14 protein-coding genes, 1 tRNA gene and 1 pseudogene are annotated in these 15084 nt (G+C 53.9%); 7 read left to right on the top strand and 9 right to left on the bottom strand.

Annotated features, from left to right (window positions below; genetic code table 11):
* Positions 1-106 precede the first annotated feature (106 nt).
* The gene (locus M0644_RS07795; RefSeq protein ID WP_286625218.1) at positions 107-466 is read left to right on the top strand and encodes a hypothetical protein; all 360 of its coding nucleotides are present in this window, start codon (positions 107-109) and stop codon (positions 464-466) included.
* A gap of 11 nt (positions 467-477) precedes the next feature.
* Here M0644_RS07795 and menD read toward each other — a convergent pair whose 3' ends face one another.
* From menD to ftsH3, 3 genes are all read right to left on the bottom strand, one after another.
* The gene (menD, locus tag M0644_RS07790; protein ID WP_286625216.1) at positions 478-2166 is read right to left on the bottom strand and encodes a 2-succinyl-5-enolpyruvyl-6-hydroxy-3-cyclohexene-1-carboxylic-acid synthase; all 1689 of its coding nucleotides are present in this window, start codon (positions 2164-2166) and stop codon (positions 478-480) included.
* Between the two features lie 148 nt (positions 2167-2314).
* Positions 2315-2385, bottom strand: a tRNA-Gly gene (locus M0644_RS07785).
* Between the two features lie 55 nt (positions 2386-2440).
* Entirely contained in the window at positions 2441-4279 is a 1839-nt protein-coding gene (gene ftsH3, locus M0644_RS07780) for an ATP-dependent zinc metalloprotease FtsH3 (RefSeq protein ID WP_286625214.1), read from the bottom strand.
* A gap of 128 nt (positions 4280-4407) precedes the next feature.
* Here ftsH3 and M0644_RS07775 point away from each other — a divergent pair, with 128 nt between their 5' ends.
* Positions 4408-5217 carry a pentapeptide repeat-containing protein gene (locus M0644_RS07775; protein ID WP_286625212.1) on the top strand — a complete coding sequence of 270 codons (810 nt, stop codon included), beginning with the start codon at positions 4408-4410 and terminating at the stop codon, positions 5215-5217.
* On the opposite strand, the gene hisB is transcribed toward M0644_RS07775, so the two are convergent.
* Positions 5214-5846, bottom strand: a complete 633-nt coding sequence (hisB, locus tag M0644_RS07770; protein WP_286625210.1) for an imidazoleglycerol-phosphate dehydratase HisB — start codon at positions 5844-5846, stop codon at positions 5214-5216. The two genes, M0644_RS07775 and hisB, sit on opposite strands and share 4 nt — an antisense overlap.
* A gap of 6 nt (positions 5847-5852) precedes the next feature.
* Complete coding sequence (locus M0644_RS07765; protein WP_206200315.1) at positions 5853-6473, bottom strand: hypothetical protein; 621 nt, start codon at positions 6471-6473, stop codon at positions 5853-5855.
* A 127-nt stretch (positions 6474-6600) separates the two neighbouring features.
* On the opposite strand from M0644_RS07765, the gene M0644_RS07760 reads away from it, so the two are divergent.
* A complete protein-coding gene (locus M0644_RS07760; RefSeq protein WP_286625209.1) occupies positions 6601-7515 on the top strand; it encodes a cell division protein FtsQ/DivIB in 915 nt (304 codons plus the stop codon).
* 49 nt (positions 7516-7564) lie between these two features.
* Complete coding sequence (locus M0644_RS07755) at positions 7565-8296, top strand: peptidylprolyl isomerase (protein WP_149819680.1); 732 nt, start codon at positions 7565-7567, stop codon at positions 8294-8296.
* Here M0644_RS07755 and M0644_RS07750 read toward each other — a convergent pair.
* Both M0644_RS07750 and M0644_RS07745 read right to left on the bottom strand, forming a co-directional pair.
* On the bottom strand, positions 8256-8792 hold the full coding sequence (locus M0644_RS07750; protein ID WP_286625208.1) for a DUF2062 domain-containing protein: 537 nt from the start codon (positions 8790-8792) through the stop codon (positions 8256-8258). The genes M0644_RS07755 and M0644_RS07750 overlap by 41 nt on opposite strands.
* Positions 8793-8870: 78 nt before the next feature.
* Positions 8871-10082 carry an MFS transporter gene (locus M0644_RS07745; protein WP_149819676.1) on the bottom strand — a complete coding sequence of 404 codons (1212 nt, stop codon included), beginning with the start codon at positions 10080-10082 and terminating at the stop codon, positions 8871-8873.
* A 310-nt stretch (positions 10083-10392) separates the two neighbouring features.
* Between M0644_RS07745 and M0644_RS07740 the strand changes: the two genes are divergently transcribed.
* Complete coding sequence (locus M0644_RS07740) at positions 10393-11796, top strand: BCD family MFS transporter (protein WP_149819674.1); 1404 nt, start codon at positions 10393-10395, stop codon at positions 11794-11796.
* A 6-nt stretch (positions 11797-11802) separates the two neighbouring features.
* On the opposite strand, the gene M0644_RS07735 is transcribed toward M0644_RS07740, so the two are convergent.
* Positions 11803-13053 (bottom strand): hypothetical protein, encoded by a 1251-nt coding sequence (locus tag M0644_RS07735; protein WP_286625205.1) that lies wholly within the window; start codon positions 13051-13053, stop codon positions 11803-11805.
* 295 nt (positions 13054-13348) lie between these two features.
* Complete coding sequence (locus tag M0644_RS07730) at positions 13349-13753, bottom strand: hypothetical protein (RefSeq protein ID WP_149819669.1); 405 nt, start codon at positions 13751-13753, stop codon at positions 13349-13351.
* Positions 13754-13892: 139 nt separating this feature from the next.
* On the opposite strand from M0644_RS07730, the pseudogene M0644_RS07725 reads away from it, so the two are divergent.
* Together M0644_RS07725 and M0644_RS07720 are read left to right on the top strand one after the other, a co-directional pair.
* Positions 13893-14376, top strand: a pseudogene (locus M0644_RS07725) (DUF29 domain-containing protein).
* A 38-nt stretch (positions 14377-14414) separates the two neighbouring features.
* Positions 14415-15056: an L-threonylcarbamoyladenylate synthase gene (locus M0644_RS07720; protein WP_149819665.1), complete on the top strand. Its 642-nt coding sequence runs from the start codon at positions 14415-14417 to the stop codon at positions 15054-15056.
* Positions 15057-15084 lie beyond the last annotated feature (28 nt).

The raw sequence follows: 15084 nt of genomic DNA, 5'->3' as shown, positions 1-15084 counted from the left end.
CAAGCGTATTTCTAGTGCCTAGGGTTAGGAATGCCTTGCACCGCTATTTTCTCCAGAGGCAGTTGAGTTGACAACTACAGCATTTCACCACGAGAGGATTTGACCTGTGGATTTATTACATAAGCAGATTCTGGTTCTGAGTAACAAAATTGATGCCCTCTACCAGATCGTTGAACAACTCAACCAAAAGGTTTCTAAGGCCCTAGAGGAGGGGCGGCTCAAGCCTCTGCCCGTAACTTCCACTGAGCAGAATCCCCTGCCCAAACCTCGCCCCTTGGTGAGTACCCCAGAGCACAAGGATATTCTGGTGGATGATGACTATAGCCAAACACGCAACCTCAGTAGCGATCGCCCCCTGAGTCCAGAGATTCAAATTCAACGGCTCACGGCACAACTCACGGCGGCCTACAACCAGATTGCTGCTCTGGAGGAACAGTTGCTCTCCCACCACATCCACAGCCACTGAGATACCACAAGTCAGATCCCAAGGTGAGCCAGCACCTGCTGTCGCCATTGGGCGTTCTGGTGGCGATCGCTCCTAAATTCCAAAAGCCGTATTTTTGGCCAAGGGGCAAGGGAAAGTTGGGTTTGCACATCCGCCCAATCCTGTAAGCAGTGATAGGGAATACCGTAGGCCGCTGCAAGATGGGCAAAATTGACCGCTTGGGGGGTGGCAAAAAAGGCCTCAAAGGGTGGATCAAACTGCCGAATCGGTAGATGCTCAAAAATACCACCGCCGTTGTTATTGATCAGCAGTACAGTGAGACACCCCTGAAACTGTGGCGTGATCAGCCAACCATTGGTATCGTGCAAGCAGGCCAGATCCCCAGTGATCAAGAGGGTCGGTTGACCGCGATGGGCAACCCCAAGGGCACTAGATAATGTGCCATCAATGCCGTTGGCGCCTCGATTAAAGTAAAAACGATGGTGGCGATCGCTCGCCCGCCAAACCCTCTCAACATCGCGCACGGGCATACTACTGGCCACAAAAATCGCCGTTTGCGATGGCAACCACTGCGGCAGATGGTAAATCAGCTTGGCCTCACAGAACCAATCAATGGCCTCAAAGGTTCGCTGCAGTTGCTCATGTACTCGTTGATCGTGGTCTTGCCAGTCCTTGAGGTAGGGGTTGGGGGGTAGGGGGTCGGGGGGGCAGTCCACCGCTTGGGGGGCGATCGCCAGCGTCTGACAGCGACCATGGAGAGGATTGTTGTTATCGCCCGTGGGGTCAAAGCACCAGATCAGCGGATCGCAGGCACTCAGCCACTCCCGCAGGGTCTTACTGGTGGGCAGCGGTCCCAGTTGAATCACTGCTTCAGGACGCAAGGATTCCCGTAGGTGGGCATTTCGCAGTAGCAGATCGTAATGGGTAATACTGTGGGGCAGCCCCCGTGCGTAGGAGAGGGCATCGGCAAGCACTGGCCACTGCAGAAACCGACTCAGGCGATCAATCGCGGCAGCTTCCGCTAGAGAATCCACCCCATGACTAGGCCCCGCAATAATTAACCCCCGCTGCATCTGCTGCCATGTTTGCCAAGGGAGAGCGGTGACAACCCGAGGCGGCACAAAGGGCTGCACCTGATCAAAGAAGTTTTCAGGAAGTGCCCCATGAAAATTGGCCTCAGGGCGCAGGTCAAGGGGATCCCGCAGGGGAATATTCAAATGGACTGGCCCCGGATCTGGCCAGAGGGCAGTTTGCCAGCTATGGCAGAGGGTTTGCCGCAGGTAGGGCAGCAAAGCAAGTTCCGGCAGACTTAGTTCGCGATAGTGACGTACCGCCTGACCATAGAGATGCACCTGATCAATGGCTTGCCCCGCTTGGCAAAAGCGCAATTCGGGGGGGCGATCGGCGGTCAGCACAATTAACGGTAAATGACTGAGGCTTGCTTCAATAATCGCGGGATAGAAATTGGCCGCAGCGGTTCCTGAAGTGCAGACAAGGGCAACGGGTCGTCCCTGCTGTTGGACAAAGCCAAGGGCAAAAAAAGCTGCCGAGCGTTCGTCAAGAATCGGCAGGGCCTCAAGATGGGGATGGGCAGCAGCCGCGATCGCCAATGGTCCAGAACGTGATCCCGGCGAGAGAACGACTGTCCGCAGTCCCAAGCGATAGAGGGTTTCAAAGAGGACGCTCGCCCAGAGGACATTGAGATTTTCAGTGAGAATCATCTATCAATCCAGAAGCGCTACCCTAGCCATAGGCCACCAATAGAATAGGGTGCTAAATCCAGTTTGAGCCTATTTTGAGACTTTGAAAGAGCATCCCAGAGTCTTTGCCATACGCCAAAATGCAGGTTCTTCAAGGAGTTGAGTGTTAAGCGGGCAGCGGGAATCGAACCCGCGTCTCTAGCTTGGAAGGCTAGGGTTTTACCATTAAACCATGCCCGCAGTCCCAAGGAATACTACATTAGCACGACCCTTGGGGCGATCGCAAAGGGCAAGCCTAGGGAATCGTTGCCATCTTCACATCGTTGCGATCCAAGATGCTTTGGAGTTCCTCAGCATCGATCGTTTCTTTTTCAATCAGCACTTGGGCAATTTGGTCAAGGACATGGCGGTTGTTCACCAAGACCTCTTTGGCACGGCGATAGGCTTGCTCGACGAGATTGCGCACTTCGTCATCAATGGTGGCAGCCGTTTCCTCGGAGAAGTCCCGTTCTGCCATAATGTCGCGGCCAAGGAAGACATTCCCGGTTTGCCGTCCCAAGGCCACAGGTCCTAGGCGATCGCTCATGCCAAAGCGCGTCACCATTTGCCGCGCCACCCGTGCCACCTGTTGCAGGTCGTTTGAGGCACCCGTTGTCACCTCATCTTCGCCAAAGACAATTTCTTCCGCGATGCGACCCCCCAAGGCAACAGCCATTTGGTTTTGCAGGTAGGCACGGCTATAGAGACCCGAATCCATCTGATCTTCGTTGGGGGTAAACCAAGTCAGACCACCTGCCCGCCCCCGGGGAATGATGCTCACTTTTTGGACAGGATCGTAGTCGGGCATCAGGGCACCGACAAGGGCATGACCCGCCTCATGGTAGGCGACTAACTTCTTGCGGCGATCGCTCATGACGCGGTCTTTTTTCTCAGGGCCCGCGAGGACGCGATCAATGGCATCGTTAATCTCATCCATCGAGATTTCAGTCAGGTTGCGGCGAGCTGCCAGAATGGCCGCTTCATTGAGCAAGTTCGCGAGATCCGCACCGGTAAAGCCCGGCGTCCGCCGCGCAATTTTGTCGAGATCCACGTCCTTAGCGAGGGTTTTGCCACGGGCATGGACTTTGAGAATATCGAGGCGACCCTTGTAATCAGGACGATCCACCACCACTTGACGGTCAAAACGCCCCGGACGCAACAGCGCTGCATCTAAAACATCCGGACGATTTGTCGCGGCAATAATAATGATGCCCGTATTCCCCTCAAAGCCATCCATTTCCGTCAGCAATTGGTTGAGGGTTTGCTCCCGTTCATCATTGCCACCGCCCAGACCGGCACCGCGCTGGCGACCAACGGCATCAATCTCATCAATGAAGACAATACAAGGGGCATTGGCTTTAGCTTGTTCAAAGAGGTCGCGCACCCGTGAGGCACCCACCCCCACAAACATTTCCACAAACTCCGAACCCGAAATCGAGAAGAAGGGAACGCCCGCTTCACCAGCCACTGCCCGCGCAAGCAGGGTTTTACCCGTTCCAGGAGGCCCCACAAGGAGGACGCCCTTGGGAATTTTGGCGCCCACTTCCGTAAAGCGATCGGCGTACTTGAGGAATTCCACCACTTCCCCCAGTTCCAGCTTGGCCTGATCAATCCCAGCCACATCATTAAAGGTCACTTGGGTTTGGGGTTCCATCTGTACCCGTGCCCGCGACTTACCAAAGTTCATCGCTTGGTTGCCGGGACCTGCTTGGGCACGCCGCAGTAGGAAAAAGAGCAGTACCAAAAGACCAATGGGAACAAGCAAGCTGCTCAGGGCGCGGAACCAGAAGCCATCGTTGCTTTGGGGCAAGACAGCGATGTCCACATTGTTAGTTGTGAGAATGTCAAGGAGTTCAGGGTCATTGGGAAGATTGACGAGTACTCGCGTGCCATCTTGGGTTATAGCTTGAGCTTGGGAGCGGTCAGGGGTGATACTGACTTTGGTGATTTGCTTACTTTCGACCTGTTGGATGAACTCACTGTAGGGCCATGTCTGTTTGGTCGTGGGTTGGCGATCAAAGAAGGCAGTGGCCAAGGCCAGCACCACGATTGCAAGAAGAACGTATAAACCTGCGTTTCGCCATTGTTTATTCACCGATCGCCATCCTCCGCTAGGAAAAGTGAAAAGTCTTTACATAAGTTCATACTAACGCATTCTTTCGCAACCCTAGGTGAGCAGTCCCGTGGTTAAGATCATCAATATCCATGATAAGCCGTCAGAAAATGCTCGATTTAGACACCTGCTACCGGGTACTGGAGTTGGAGCCGGGGGCAACCCTCGAGGAAGTGAACCGAGCTTATCGGGATTTGGTGTTTATTTGGCATCCCGATCGCATCCCGAAGGACAACACACGACTAATCGAGAAGGCACAGGAGAAAATTAAGCAATTTAATGAAGCGCGGGATCAACTGCGGCAGCATATTGCCCGACACGGCAGCCAAACCTCCCAGCGGACTGCTAGCCAGCGGCAAACCTATCGTTCCTCGCCGCCACCCCCACGCTATCAATCCAATCCCTACACCTATCGCAGCTATCATGCGCCCCGTGAGCCGCAGCAAACCACGCAGCACACCTATAGTCAACACCACAACCACACCTACAGCACCTATCAACGCCAACGTACCGCAGCACCACCGCCCCCAGAACCACCGCGCACGACGCCTCCCCACAAGGATATGTCGGGGGTGAATTTACAGGGAGCCAACCTGAGTGAAAAGGACTTTGAGGGGCGCAACCTCAGCCATGCCAATCTCAGCTATGCCGATCTCAGTGATGCCTTTTTGCATCGGGTGATTCTCCACCGCGCTAACCTGCGCCACGCCAATCTCTTTCGCGCCAATTTGCTGCAAGCGGATCTCAGCTATGCGGACCTGCAAGAGGCCAATCTCATTGGTGCTGACTTGAGTGGGGCTGATCTGCGGGGTGCCGATTTACGGGGAGCAAAGATCAGCCAAGGCAATCGCCTCCTAGTGAAACTGACCGGGGCACGCCTCACGGGAGCGATTATGCCCGATGGGCACGTCCACGCCTAAGCTTGAATCACACCCTTAGAACTGGGAATTTGCTGACTGCGGCGCGGGTCAATGGCGATCGCCATGCGTAGGGCACGGGCAAAGGCTTTGAATGTCGCTTCAATAATGTGGTGGGAATTAATGCCATCCAATTGGCGAATATGCAGCGTCATGCGGCTATGGTTCACCAAAGCAACGAAAAACTCCCGCACTAGTTGCGTATCATAGGTGCCCACCCGCTGCGTGGGAATCTGCAACCCATAGCTAAGGTGGGGACGCCCCGAGAAGTCTAGGGCAACTTCCACCAAACTTTCATCAAGGGGCGCCACAAAGTGACCAAAACGATGAATCCCCCGGCGATCGCCCAAGGCTTGATCGAGTGCCATCCCCAAGGTAATGCCCACATCCTCATTGGTGTGGTGGTCGTCAATATGGGTGTCGCCTGTGGCCTGCACCCGCAAATCCACAAGGCCGTGGGAGCAAAGCTGATCCAGCATGTGATCGAGAAAGGGAATCCCCGTGTGATTGTCCGCTCGACCATTGCCATCGAGAACCAGTTCAACGTGAACGCTAGTTTCTTTGGTCTGGCGATCGATCGTGGCTTGGCGCAACAGAGGCGCGTGGCCATTACTGAGGAGAGAGTCATTCATGAAGAATTACTGACGCGGTTGGGGATTGGCAGAAGTGGCTGGCGGTGGACTCGCCGCAGGCGTTCCGGAAGGAATTGCCCCCGTACGCGGAAAGGGCACATCCACAAAACCTAATTCTAGCAATTGCTGATAGGCCTTTTGTCCCAGTTCACGGGTGGGGTTTTGGCTGCGGATAATTTCCACCAAAAGGGGCACGGCAAGCTCAGGTTGGTTATTGGCGCGATAGACCAAAGCCAGTTGAAAAGTTGCTTGATCGCGCAGTTGTGCTGCTTCTAGGGCACGGCGACGGTTGCTATCGGCAGCCGCAGTATCAATCCCCAAAAAGCTAGAGTTGAGGGACTGGTAAAAGTTCGAGAGTTGGTTCATCACCGTACGGGCTTCCAGCAGCTTGCGAGCGGCGACGGCATAATTTTGGCTATTGACTGCGGCGGCAGCCTCATCCATCAAGCGCTTGCCCCCCTCAAGGGTATAGATTGAGGAGCTGGGTGGGGGTGTGGGATTCACAATCTGGACATTGGGGCTAGAAGATTGATTCTGAGCAAACACTGCCCGCGGGAGTACCCCCAGTAGTAACACCCCAAGGAGCAGCGATGATCTTGAGCAGTGAGCAAATGTATTCAGGGGCATGGTGCGAACCCTTTACTAAGATAGAGGCAGTCAAGCGGACAATCAACATCGCGTATCTTATCACCAAGTAATGACAGCCCGTGCAGGATCCTAAGTTCCAATTTTCCTCAAGACTGAGGCCGTGGCCATGGTAAATCCCACTCCTCAGGGGACAACGGCTCATGATGCCATTCGGGAACGGCGCCGCCAATTGCAAAGTAAACGCCGCTGGCGGCAACTGGCAGGGCTTTGGCGTACCAGTGTCCTCTTGACCTTAACAGGGGGACTGGTTTGGGGACTGACGCTGCCGGACTGGGTTATCCGCCGCCCGGAGCAAGTGGTGATTCGCGGCAATCAACTGCTGAAAACGGAAGCGTTGCAGGCACAATTGCCCCTTGAGTATCCGGAGTCACTGCTGCGTTTGCGGCCACAGGAGATCATTCATGCCTTAGAAACGACGCTGCCTCTGCAACGGGTGACGATCGCCCGCCAACTCTTTCCGCCGACACTGATTGTCGAAGTCCAAGAACGCAAGCCTGTCGCAGTGGCCACCTGTAATCAATGCTGGGTAATGAGTGCAACCGGGCAGCTGCAAGGGCCTGCCAGTCGCTGGTTGGTGGATGGTCTCGGATTTGTTGCCCCGCTGAGTAGCTATCAAGCCAGTGCCGTGAAGCCAATGCCCACACTCCAGTTGCAGGGGTATTTTGTACCCGTTAAGGATGCGCCGCGCCCGCAGACATTGGCCGTGGATGGCGATCGCCAGCAGCAGTGGCAGCAAATTCACCAGATTCTCCAGCAGCAGGATCTACCGATTACGGGTTTAGATTGGCGCAATGAACAGAATCTAATTGTCCAAACCCCCCTCGCGCCGGTTCACCTTGGGGTGGTGCAGTGGCATAGTCCCACATTTAAGAAACAACTCAGTGCCCTAGCCAGCCTCAAGCAGTTACCTCAGTACTTGGATCCCCGCCAAATGGTCTTTATTGACTTGGTGAACCCCGATGAACCCTTGGTGCAACTGCGGCAGCAGCCGACACAGCAACCCCTTCCCCGCAGTCATTAAGGCGCAAGGGCACGGCATAATAGAACGGTTAGCTTGGAGTGGCTGGTCAATGAAACCCCTGAAGTTCGGCACAAGATTGCCCCGATTTCTGCCACAGTTGGTGATGGTGCTCGGTGTGCTTCTGCTGGTGAGTTGCGCGTCACTCTCCTCAGTGGCTGACACCAGTTCAATTCCAGGAGCACAAAGCCCAACCCCTATGGCCAATTTACCTCGACTCAATGGCGATGCAACGGTTGTACTGACAGTCAACGATCGCCCGATTACGATTCAAGTGAAGGGGGATGCTGCCCCGATTACCGCTGGCAATTTTGTGGATTTAGTACAGCGGGGGGTCTATGATGGCACGATTTTTCACCGCGTCGTCCGTGAACCCCGACCCTTTGTGGTTCAAGGGGGGGATCCCCAGAGCAAAGACCCCAGTGTGTCGCCGCAACTCTACGGCACGGGTTCATTCATTGACCCCGCGACCAATCGCCCCCGCTACATTCCCCTAGAAATTCTTGGTCAGGGCAGTGACACCCCCACCTATAGCCAAGCGGGCAAAGTCTCACCCGTTCTGAATCATACGCGCGGTGCGGTGGCCATGGCGCGATCGCAACTCCCCGATTCGGCCTCAGCCCAGTTTTATATTGCCCTTGATCAACTGGATTTTCTGGATGGCAATTATGCCGTCTTTGGCTATGTCACCGATGGTATGGACGTGGTGGACACGATCCAACAGGGCGATCGCCTGCAATCCGCTAAGGTTGTGGCCGGTTTAGAAAATTTACAGCAGCCATAGCAGAACGCCGCCGAAAGCGTTGCCGCAGGGTGGGTAACAGCCGCAAACACAGGGCGTAGGTGAGGAGTCCGGCAATCACGCCCACCCAAACACTGCCAAAAATCAGAATCGTTGCCATTTGCCCCCCCTGTTCGAGGAGCTTTTCCCAAGATTGCCACTCGCCAAAAGATAGGGCAGGCTGCCCCATCAGCCACCAGCCCACCTGAAAGTTAAACCAATACAAGGGCACATAGGTAAAGGGATTGCTCACCCAAGTGGCAAGGGCGGCCAAGGGCTTATTTCCCCGCACGAGGAGCGCTACACTGACCGCAATGAGCATCTGACCCCCAAAGAGGGGAAGCATGCCAGCAAAGACCCCTGCCCCAAGGCCACGGGCAATACTCTCAGTGCTACTGTGGGAGCGCATCAAGCGCAAATAGTGATAGCGGAGCGATCGTCGCCAAGCATGGAGCCAACGGGGCTGTCGAGAAGGCTGAGGAAAAGACAACCGCATCATAGGTGAGCTTCGAGAGGGTTCAAAGGTTGAAAAAATGGGCGAATAAAGGTCTTTGCTTAGCAGTTTGACATATTTTGCTTAGAGAGTGCTAGGGGTCGCATCCTTGGGCTTGCCCAATCCCAGCGCCAAAAAGCCAAGGGCGATCGCCATCATCACACTACTTTGCCAAGCGGGCGCCACCCCACCCCAGCGATCGAAGACCCACCCTGCCCATGCCGGTCCAGCAATCCCCGCCACACTTTGGAGCGATTGGCTAGCGCCAATAATTTTCCCCTGATCTTGATCTCGCACCCGATTGGAGATCACCCCTCGCAGGGAGGGCAACATGATGCCCACCCCAAAGGCCAAGCCCACAACACAGCTGTAGAGGAGCGGCACGCTGAAACTGCCCCGACTGGGAACAGCGGCAATCCCCAACAAGGCCAAGGCCACCAGTAGCAATCCCCCCAAGCTCAAGCGCTGCTCGCCAAAGCGAGGAATCAATGAGCGAATCAAGCCCGCCTGCACAATCGTACTCACCACGCCAATAATCACAAAAATGATCCCCGCTTGGGCAGGTCCCCAACTCAATTGCCGCTTCAAGAAGAGGACGAAGATGCTGGTAAAGCCAGCAAAGGCAAAGTTGAAAATAAAGAAGGCCATGAGTAAGGCTTGGAGGGTGCGTTGATTGAATAGCTCCAACCACTGCTGCTGCAAGGCAAAGCTCTTTAGGGTCAGGGGCGATCGCTGGGCTGCGGGCAATGACTCCGGCAAGATGAAGTAGGCCAACACCACATTGACCAGTGCCAAAACAGCGGCAAACCAAATCGGCAACTTGAGATCAATGGCTGCTAGACTGCCGCCAATGGCCGGCCCAAAAATGAAGCCAATGCCAAAGGCTGCCCCCGTTAAACCAAAGTTCTTAGCCCGATCTGCTGGAGCGGAGGTGTCGGCAATATAGGCCTGAGCCGTTGAAACCACGCCCCCCGTGAGGCCATCAATAATCCGCGAGACAAAGAGCAGCCAAGGCACCGTTGCCACAGCAAAGAGAATGTAGGACAGAGCCGTGCCGGCAATGCAAATCAGCAACACCGGGCGACGTCCCCAGTGATCCGAGAGGGCACCCAGTAGCGGAGCAGCAATAAATTGAGCAGCGGCAAAGGCAGAAAATAACAGCGTCAAGCTCAAGGCATCAAAGTTAAATCGCTCCACAAGGAAGGGCAAAATGGGGAAAATCAGACTCTCACCCAAACGGTCGATGACAATTGTGAGTAAAACAATGAATAATGGTGAGCGTAGGTTGATCCCCATTGATGTGATACGTCCTGATGTAATGGATGCCTGCCCTGTCGGGTTTAGACCCCCAGAAAAAAGGCAGTACAATAAAAGACTACAACTTAACACAATACAGTCCTTTTCCCATCGATTGGACACAGCCCAAAACATCCTACTGATGAGGTGATGCCACCCATGTCTGCTTATACGGAATCTTTGAAGCGATCGCTCTTTTTGACACTGATTGCCCTAGTTGTATCATTGACGATTTCCTTCTTGATGGCAATCTAAATTTGCCCTGAAAATCATTTATCATCTTCTATCAGTGATGTGAGTTGAGTGAGGTATGGCCACTCGTTCTGCCGCTGCACCCCCGCCGCTGCCCCTGTGGGTCATGTTTCGCTTGGGTCTGTTTCAGATGGCACTGGGGATGATGTCGATTCTGGTGTTGGGGGTGCTCAACCGCATCCTGATTAAAGAACTGGCGGTGCCGGCCACATTGGTGACGCTGACGATCGCCATGCATCAATTTGTCTCACCGGTGCGCGTGTGGTTTGGCCAGCTCTCCGATGCCCATCCCATTGGCGGCTATCATCGCACGGGGTATGTCTGGGGTGGGGCTTTGGCCTTTACGTTGGTCACCTACGCGATTGTTCAAGTGATCTGGCAGGTGGGGCAGAGTTTAGATCAAGCGGGCTGGAGTCTCGTCACCCAAGGGTGGATTGGCCTATTGGGATTGCTCTTTGCCGCCTATGGCATTTGTGTCAGTAGTAGCTCGACCCCCTTTGCTGCCCTGCTCGTGGATGTCTCCGAAGAGGAAGATCGGGGCAAATTGGTGGGCATTGTCTGGTCCATGTTGACCGTGGGCATTGTTGTCGGTGCCATTCTCAGTAGTGTGCTGCTGCGGCAGTTGGAGCTAGACACCCCCATTGAACTGCTGCAACAAAGTGTGAATCGCCTCTTTTTGGTGGTTTTGACAGTGGTCTTTGCACTCGCGATCGCCAGCACCTGGGGGGTTGAGGCCAAGTATTCCCGCTACCGTGTGCGCAGTCGTGCCTGTGACAACCCGGAAAACATTACCCTTGGTCGCGCCCTGAAAATTCTCACGGCCAACTCCCAAACGTGGCGCTTTTTTCTCTTCCTTGTCCTGATGACCCTGAGTTTATTTATTCAGGAACCGATTCTGGAACCCTTTGGCGGTGAAGTTTTTGGCATGACGATCGCCGAAACCACCCGCTTGAATGCCTACTGGGGCATGGGTACCCTTGTGGGTCTAAGTTTCACCGGATTTTTGATTGTGCCCCGCCTCGGCAAGATCCGCACCACCACCTATGGCTGTTGGGGGGTGGCCTTGATGTTCTTGCTCTTGATCATCTCAGGCGTCACGCAGCAGGTGTGGCTCTTTCAGTTGCAACTCTTTCTCTTTGGCATTGCCGCTGGGGTGACAACAACGGGTGCCCTCAGTCTCATGCTGGACTTAACGGCGGCGGAAACAGCGGGGACATTTATTGGCGCTTGGGGCTTAGCGCAGGCCATTGCCCGGGGATCAGCGACTGTTGTCGGCGGAACGGCCCTTGATATTGGGCGTCAACTGTTTGGCGTGCCGATCCTCGCCTATGGCTTTGTCTTTTGTCTGCCGATGCTGGGAATGCTGGCCGCTGTCTTACTTCTGAAACGAGTGGATGTCAGTCAATTTCGCCAACAATCTCAGGTGGCGATCGCCAAGGTCTTGGCTGAGGACTTGGAATAGAGTCACCTACCAGCGGGCAAAGAAGGAAAAATCCAACTTACCAAAGTGGGTGACATGGGCGATATTAAAATACTCTAGGCAATTCACCAGCCAGCGTACCTTGCCGCGACTAAAGGACTGATAGTGGTTAAACAGGATCGCAAAGCGTTTTTCAAGGTAGGGTTTTACTTTCTTGCTGAGGAGCACAACCTTGAGCAATAAGCCAATCGTTGCCGCTGTGCCGATGGTATTGAGCAAGTCAACAAAAACCAGATGGTTAGGATTTTGGGCGCTATCCACCACTAAGTAGTTGAGGGTTTGGCTACAGGTGCGCACAATCGTAAATTCATTCAGAGGTTGTGGCTGCTGAAAGATGGGCAGCGTTTCCAAATACTGGTAAAAGCGCTGGCGAAAGCGACCCCGCCCCACATCCGCTGTGGTGTCCGTCAAGTAGTGGAAGAAGGCATCCCGAAAGTCGCGGGTGGATTTCAGGCGTTGCAGCCGCTGTCCAAATTGACTGGCCAAGTCGCGATAGGTGTGGCGGCCATCCACCTTACCGACAAAGTGTTGAATCGAGGTTCTGACTTCCTCAGCAGAGAGCAACGTGGGATTTTTCACCAGTGGGATATTGTTATGCCCCTGAGCACGGCGAAACTCACTCGTGAGGTATTGACTCAGGTTCATTTCAAACTGCTGAGTGGCCTTTTGCTGAAAGTCTTGAATGTAGCGCAGGTCTTCGGGTGTCGTGTCATCGCCCACCAAGCAGTGGTTATAGAGATAGGGATAGCGGCGAATTAAGGTAGCAAGGGGGCGATCGCTATTTTGCTGAATCTGTGAAACGTCTTGGGCATCTTCTTGCAGAAATTGCACCATGCGCTGGAGCTTCTGAAAGGCTTCACTCTCTAAATAATCCTTCAGGAGCAGCCGCAGCTTACGCACAATCGGTGCCCGGCTCAGACCCCCCGCCGGCATCGCCACAGGCGTTTGCAGCATAGCCAGAAATTCGGGAACTGCCCCTTGGAGCAAAGGACGCGACTGCCAGCGGTTAATCAAAATGTGGCAGCAGCGGTTCATAAAGGGACGAAAATTATCTGCCACCCGTGCCCCCGTCACAATCCGATCCATCGCCTCTTGAATCTGGCGATCGGGATAGGTATAGCCCATGAGAAAAAGGGCACGAAACCGCTCAATGACTTGCTGCGGACTCTCGTGCTGCACACATTCCAGCAAGTGGTCGTAAATCAGTTGGTAGTCGTTTGCCTTTATCCAAGTATTCATGGGGAATATGCGCTCCTAAGCCACGCCGCTACCGACCGTGCTGGAATTCAGGGGCACAACTGCGAGGTTCTAACATACCTGCATCATAAAAGGCAACATATCGTTAACTGGTGATCGAAAGCACGTTTTTCCCGTGATCCTAATCACAAGAATGACTTAAGTACCTTTGATCGCTGACTAGCGCAAACGCCCTACTACTTTTTGATGATAAACAACAAGACAATCAATTGACAGCCGACGATAAAAATTGGTACCAAGTTCTCTCCTCATAAAGAGTTTTTAGGCTTCAAGAGCATTAGCGCCCCTGATACCCCGAAAGCTGAGCTAGACCCTCTAGGGGATAGACCCCCTCATAGCGTTTACCGTTGATTTCCCATGTGGGGTAGGCACGGATATTGGCCTGTTTGCACAGTTCTGGCTGGCCATTGGTACCGCGCGCATCGCACTCAATATAGTTGATACTTTTGAAAGCGCTGCCAAAGAGTTCTTTTTGCTTCATGCAAGCGGGACACCAGTAGGCACCGTACATCTTGGCATTGATTTTCTTGAGGTGGTTCGCCAGCCCTTGGGGGGAAATGGTTTGACTGGTTCCCTGCGCCATGACCATATCGGGAGAGTGCAAAACAGGTAAACGGGGCACAAGGGCGATCGCCAACCCCACACCCAAGCCAAACAGGAGATAGCGCAAGGAGTTTTTCATTGAGAACCATCCACTAACCCAATCTAGTGTACTGTACTCTACATAGTGCTAGAGCTAAAGACCGCGAGTACCGTCTTGTAGTTCCGCTATTCTGAAAATTGCATCTAAGAATCATGCTGGCACGCCTTATCTAGGAACAATGAAGCAGCAGTACGATCAAGATTACAGTGCATGGATTGTAGAAACAGTGGCATTATTGCGAGAAGGACGATGGCAAGAGTTGGATCTGCCCCATCTCATTGCTGAGGTAGAGGACTTGGGCAAAAGTGAACGGCGCGCCATCAATAGCCAGTTAACTCGTCTGTTGCTACACCTCTTAAAGTGGCAATATCAACCCCAGCACCGCTCTGATAGTTGGTTGGATGCGATCACGGATGCCCGCACTCAAATTGAGCTGACTATAGCTGATAGTCCGAGCTTGCGGGATTATCCAGCCAGCCAACTTGCCACAAGCTATGAGCGCGCTCGCCGCCAAGCAGCAGCGCAAACGGGTTTACCGCTGAGCACTTTTCCTGAAACCTGCCCTTATCCCCTTTTTGACCCAGAGTTGGCTCCCCGAAACGGACACTGAGTTCAAAACACTAGATGAGGTGCATTCGCCCGTGCTATTGCCGTTAAACTAAAACTACGTTATAGCGGCAGTGCCCTTGCGGATCTTTGAATGGCAGCGATTTTTGAGCTTCATCCCGTTAACCCCCAGCCCCGCACGATCGCCCAAATTGTTGAGGCTCTCAAGGAAGGGGCAGTCATGCTCTACCCCACGGATACCGTCTATGCCATTGGCTGCGACATGAACCACAAAGGAGCGGTGCAACGGGTACGCCAACTCAAGCAACTCTCCAACGATAAACCCGTCACTTTTTTGTGCTCTTCCCTTTCCAACATTGCCCAGTATGCCTATGTCAGCGATGCCGCTTATCGCCTCATGCGTCGCCTGATCCCAGGCCCCTACACCTTTTTGCTCCCCGCTACCAAACTGGTGCCCCGCCTTGTCCAAAATCCCAAACGCAAAACCACGGGGATTCGCGTACCTGACCACGTTGTGAGCCAAGCGCTGTTGACCGCCTTGGGGAATCCGATTATTTCCACCTCAGCACGACTGCCTGACGACGAGACGTATTACGTGAATACCGCAGATCTCTTCGATGCCTTTGACAAACGGGTGGATTTAATGATTGATACCGGCGACCCCCCCGGACAGCAAATGTCGAGTATCCTTGATCTCACCGTTGACCCCCCGCTACTGGTACGCAAGGGACAAGGGTGGGAAGCGCTACCGGCAGAACTGGTGACTGCTGAGTGAGCCACTCTAGCTTTTCGGCAGATAGAAA

It is taken from the genome of Thermosynechococcus sp. B1 (assembly GCF_030322985.1).
Classification (GTDB): Bacteria; Cyanobacteriota; Cyanobacteriia; order Thermosynechococcales; family Thermosynechococcaceae; genus Thermosynechococcus.
The sequence above is the reverse complement of the archived record's forward strand: the minus strand, read 5'-3'. Positions and strand labels throughout refer to the sequence as shown.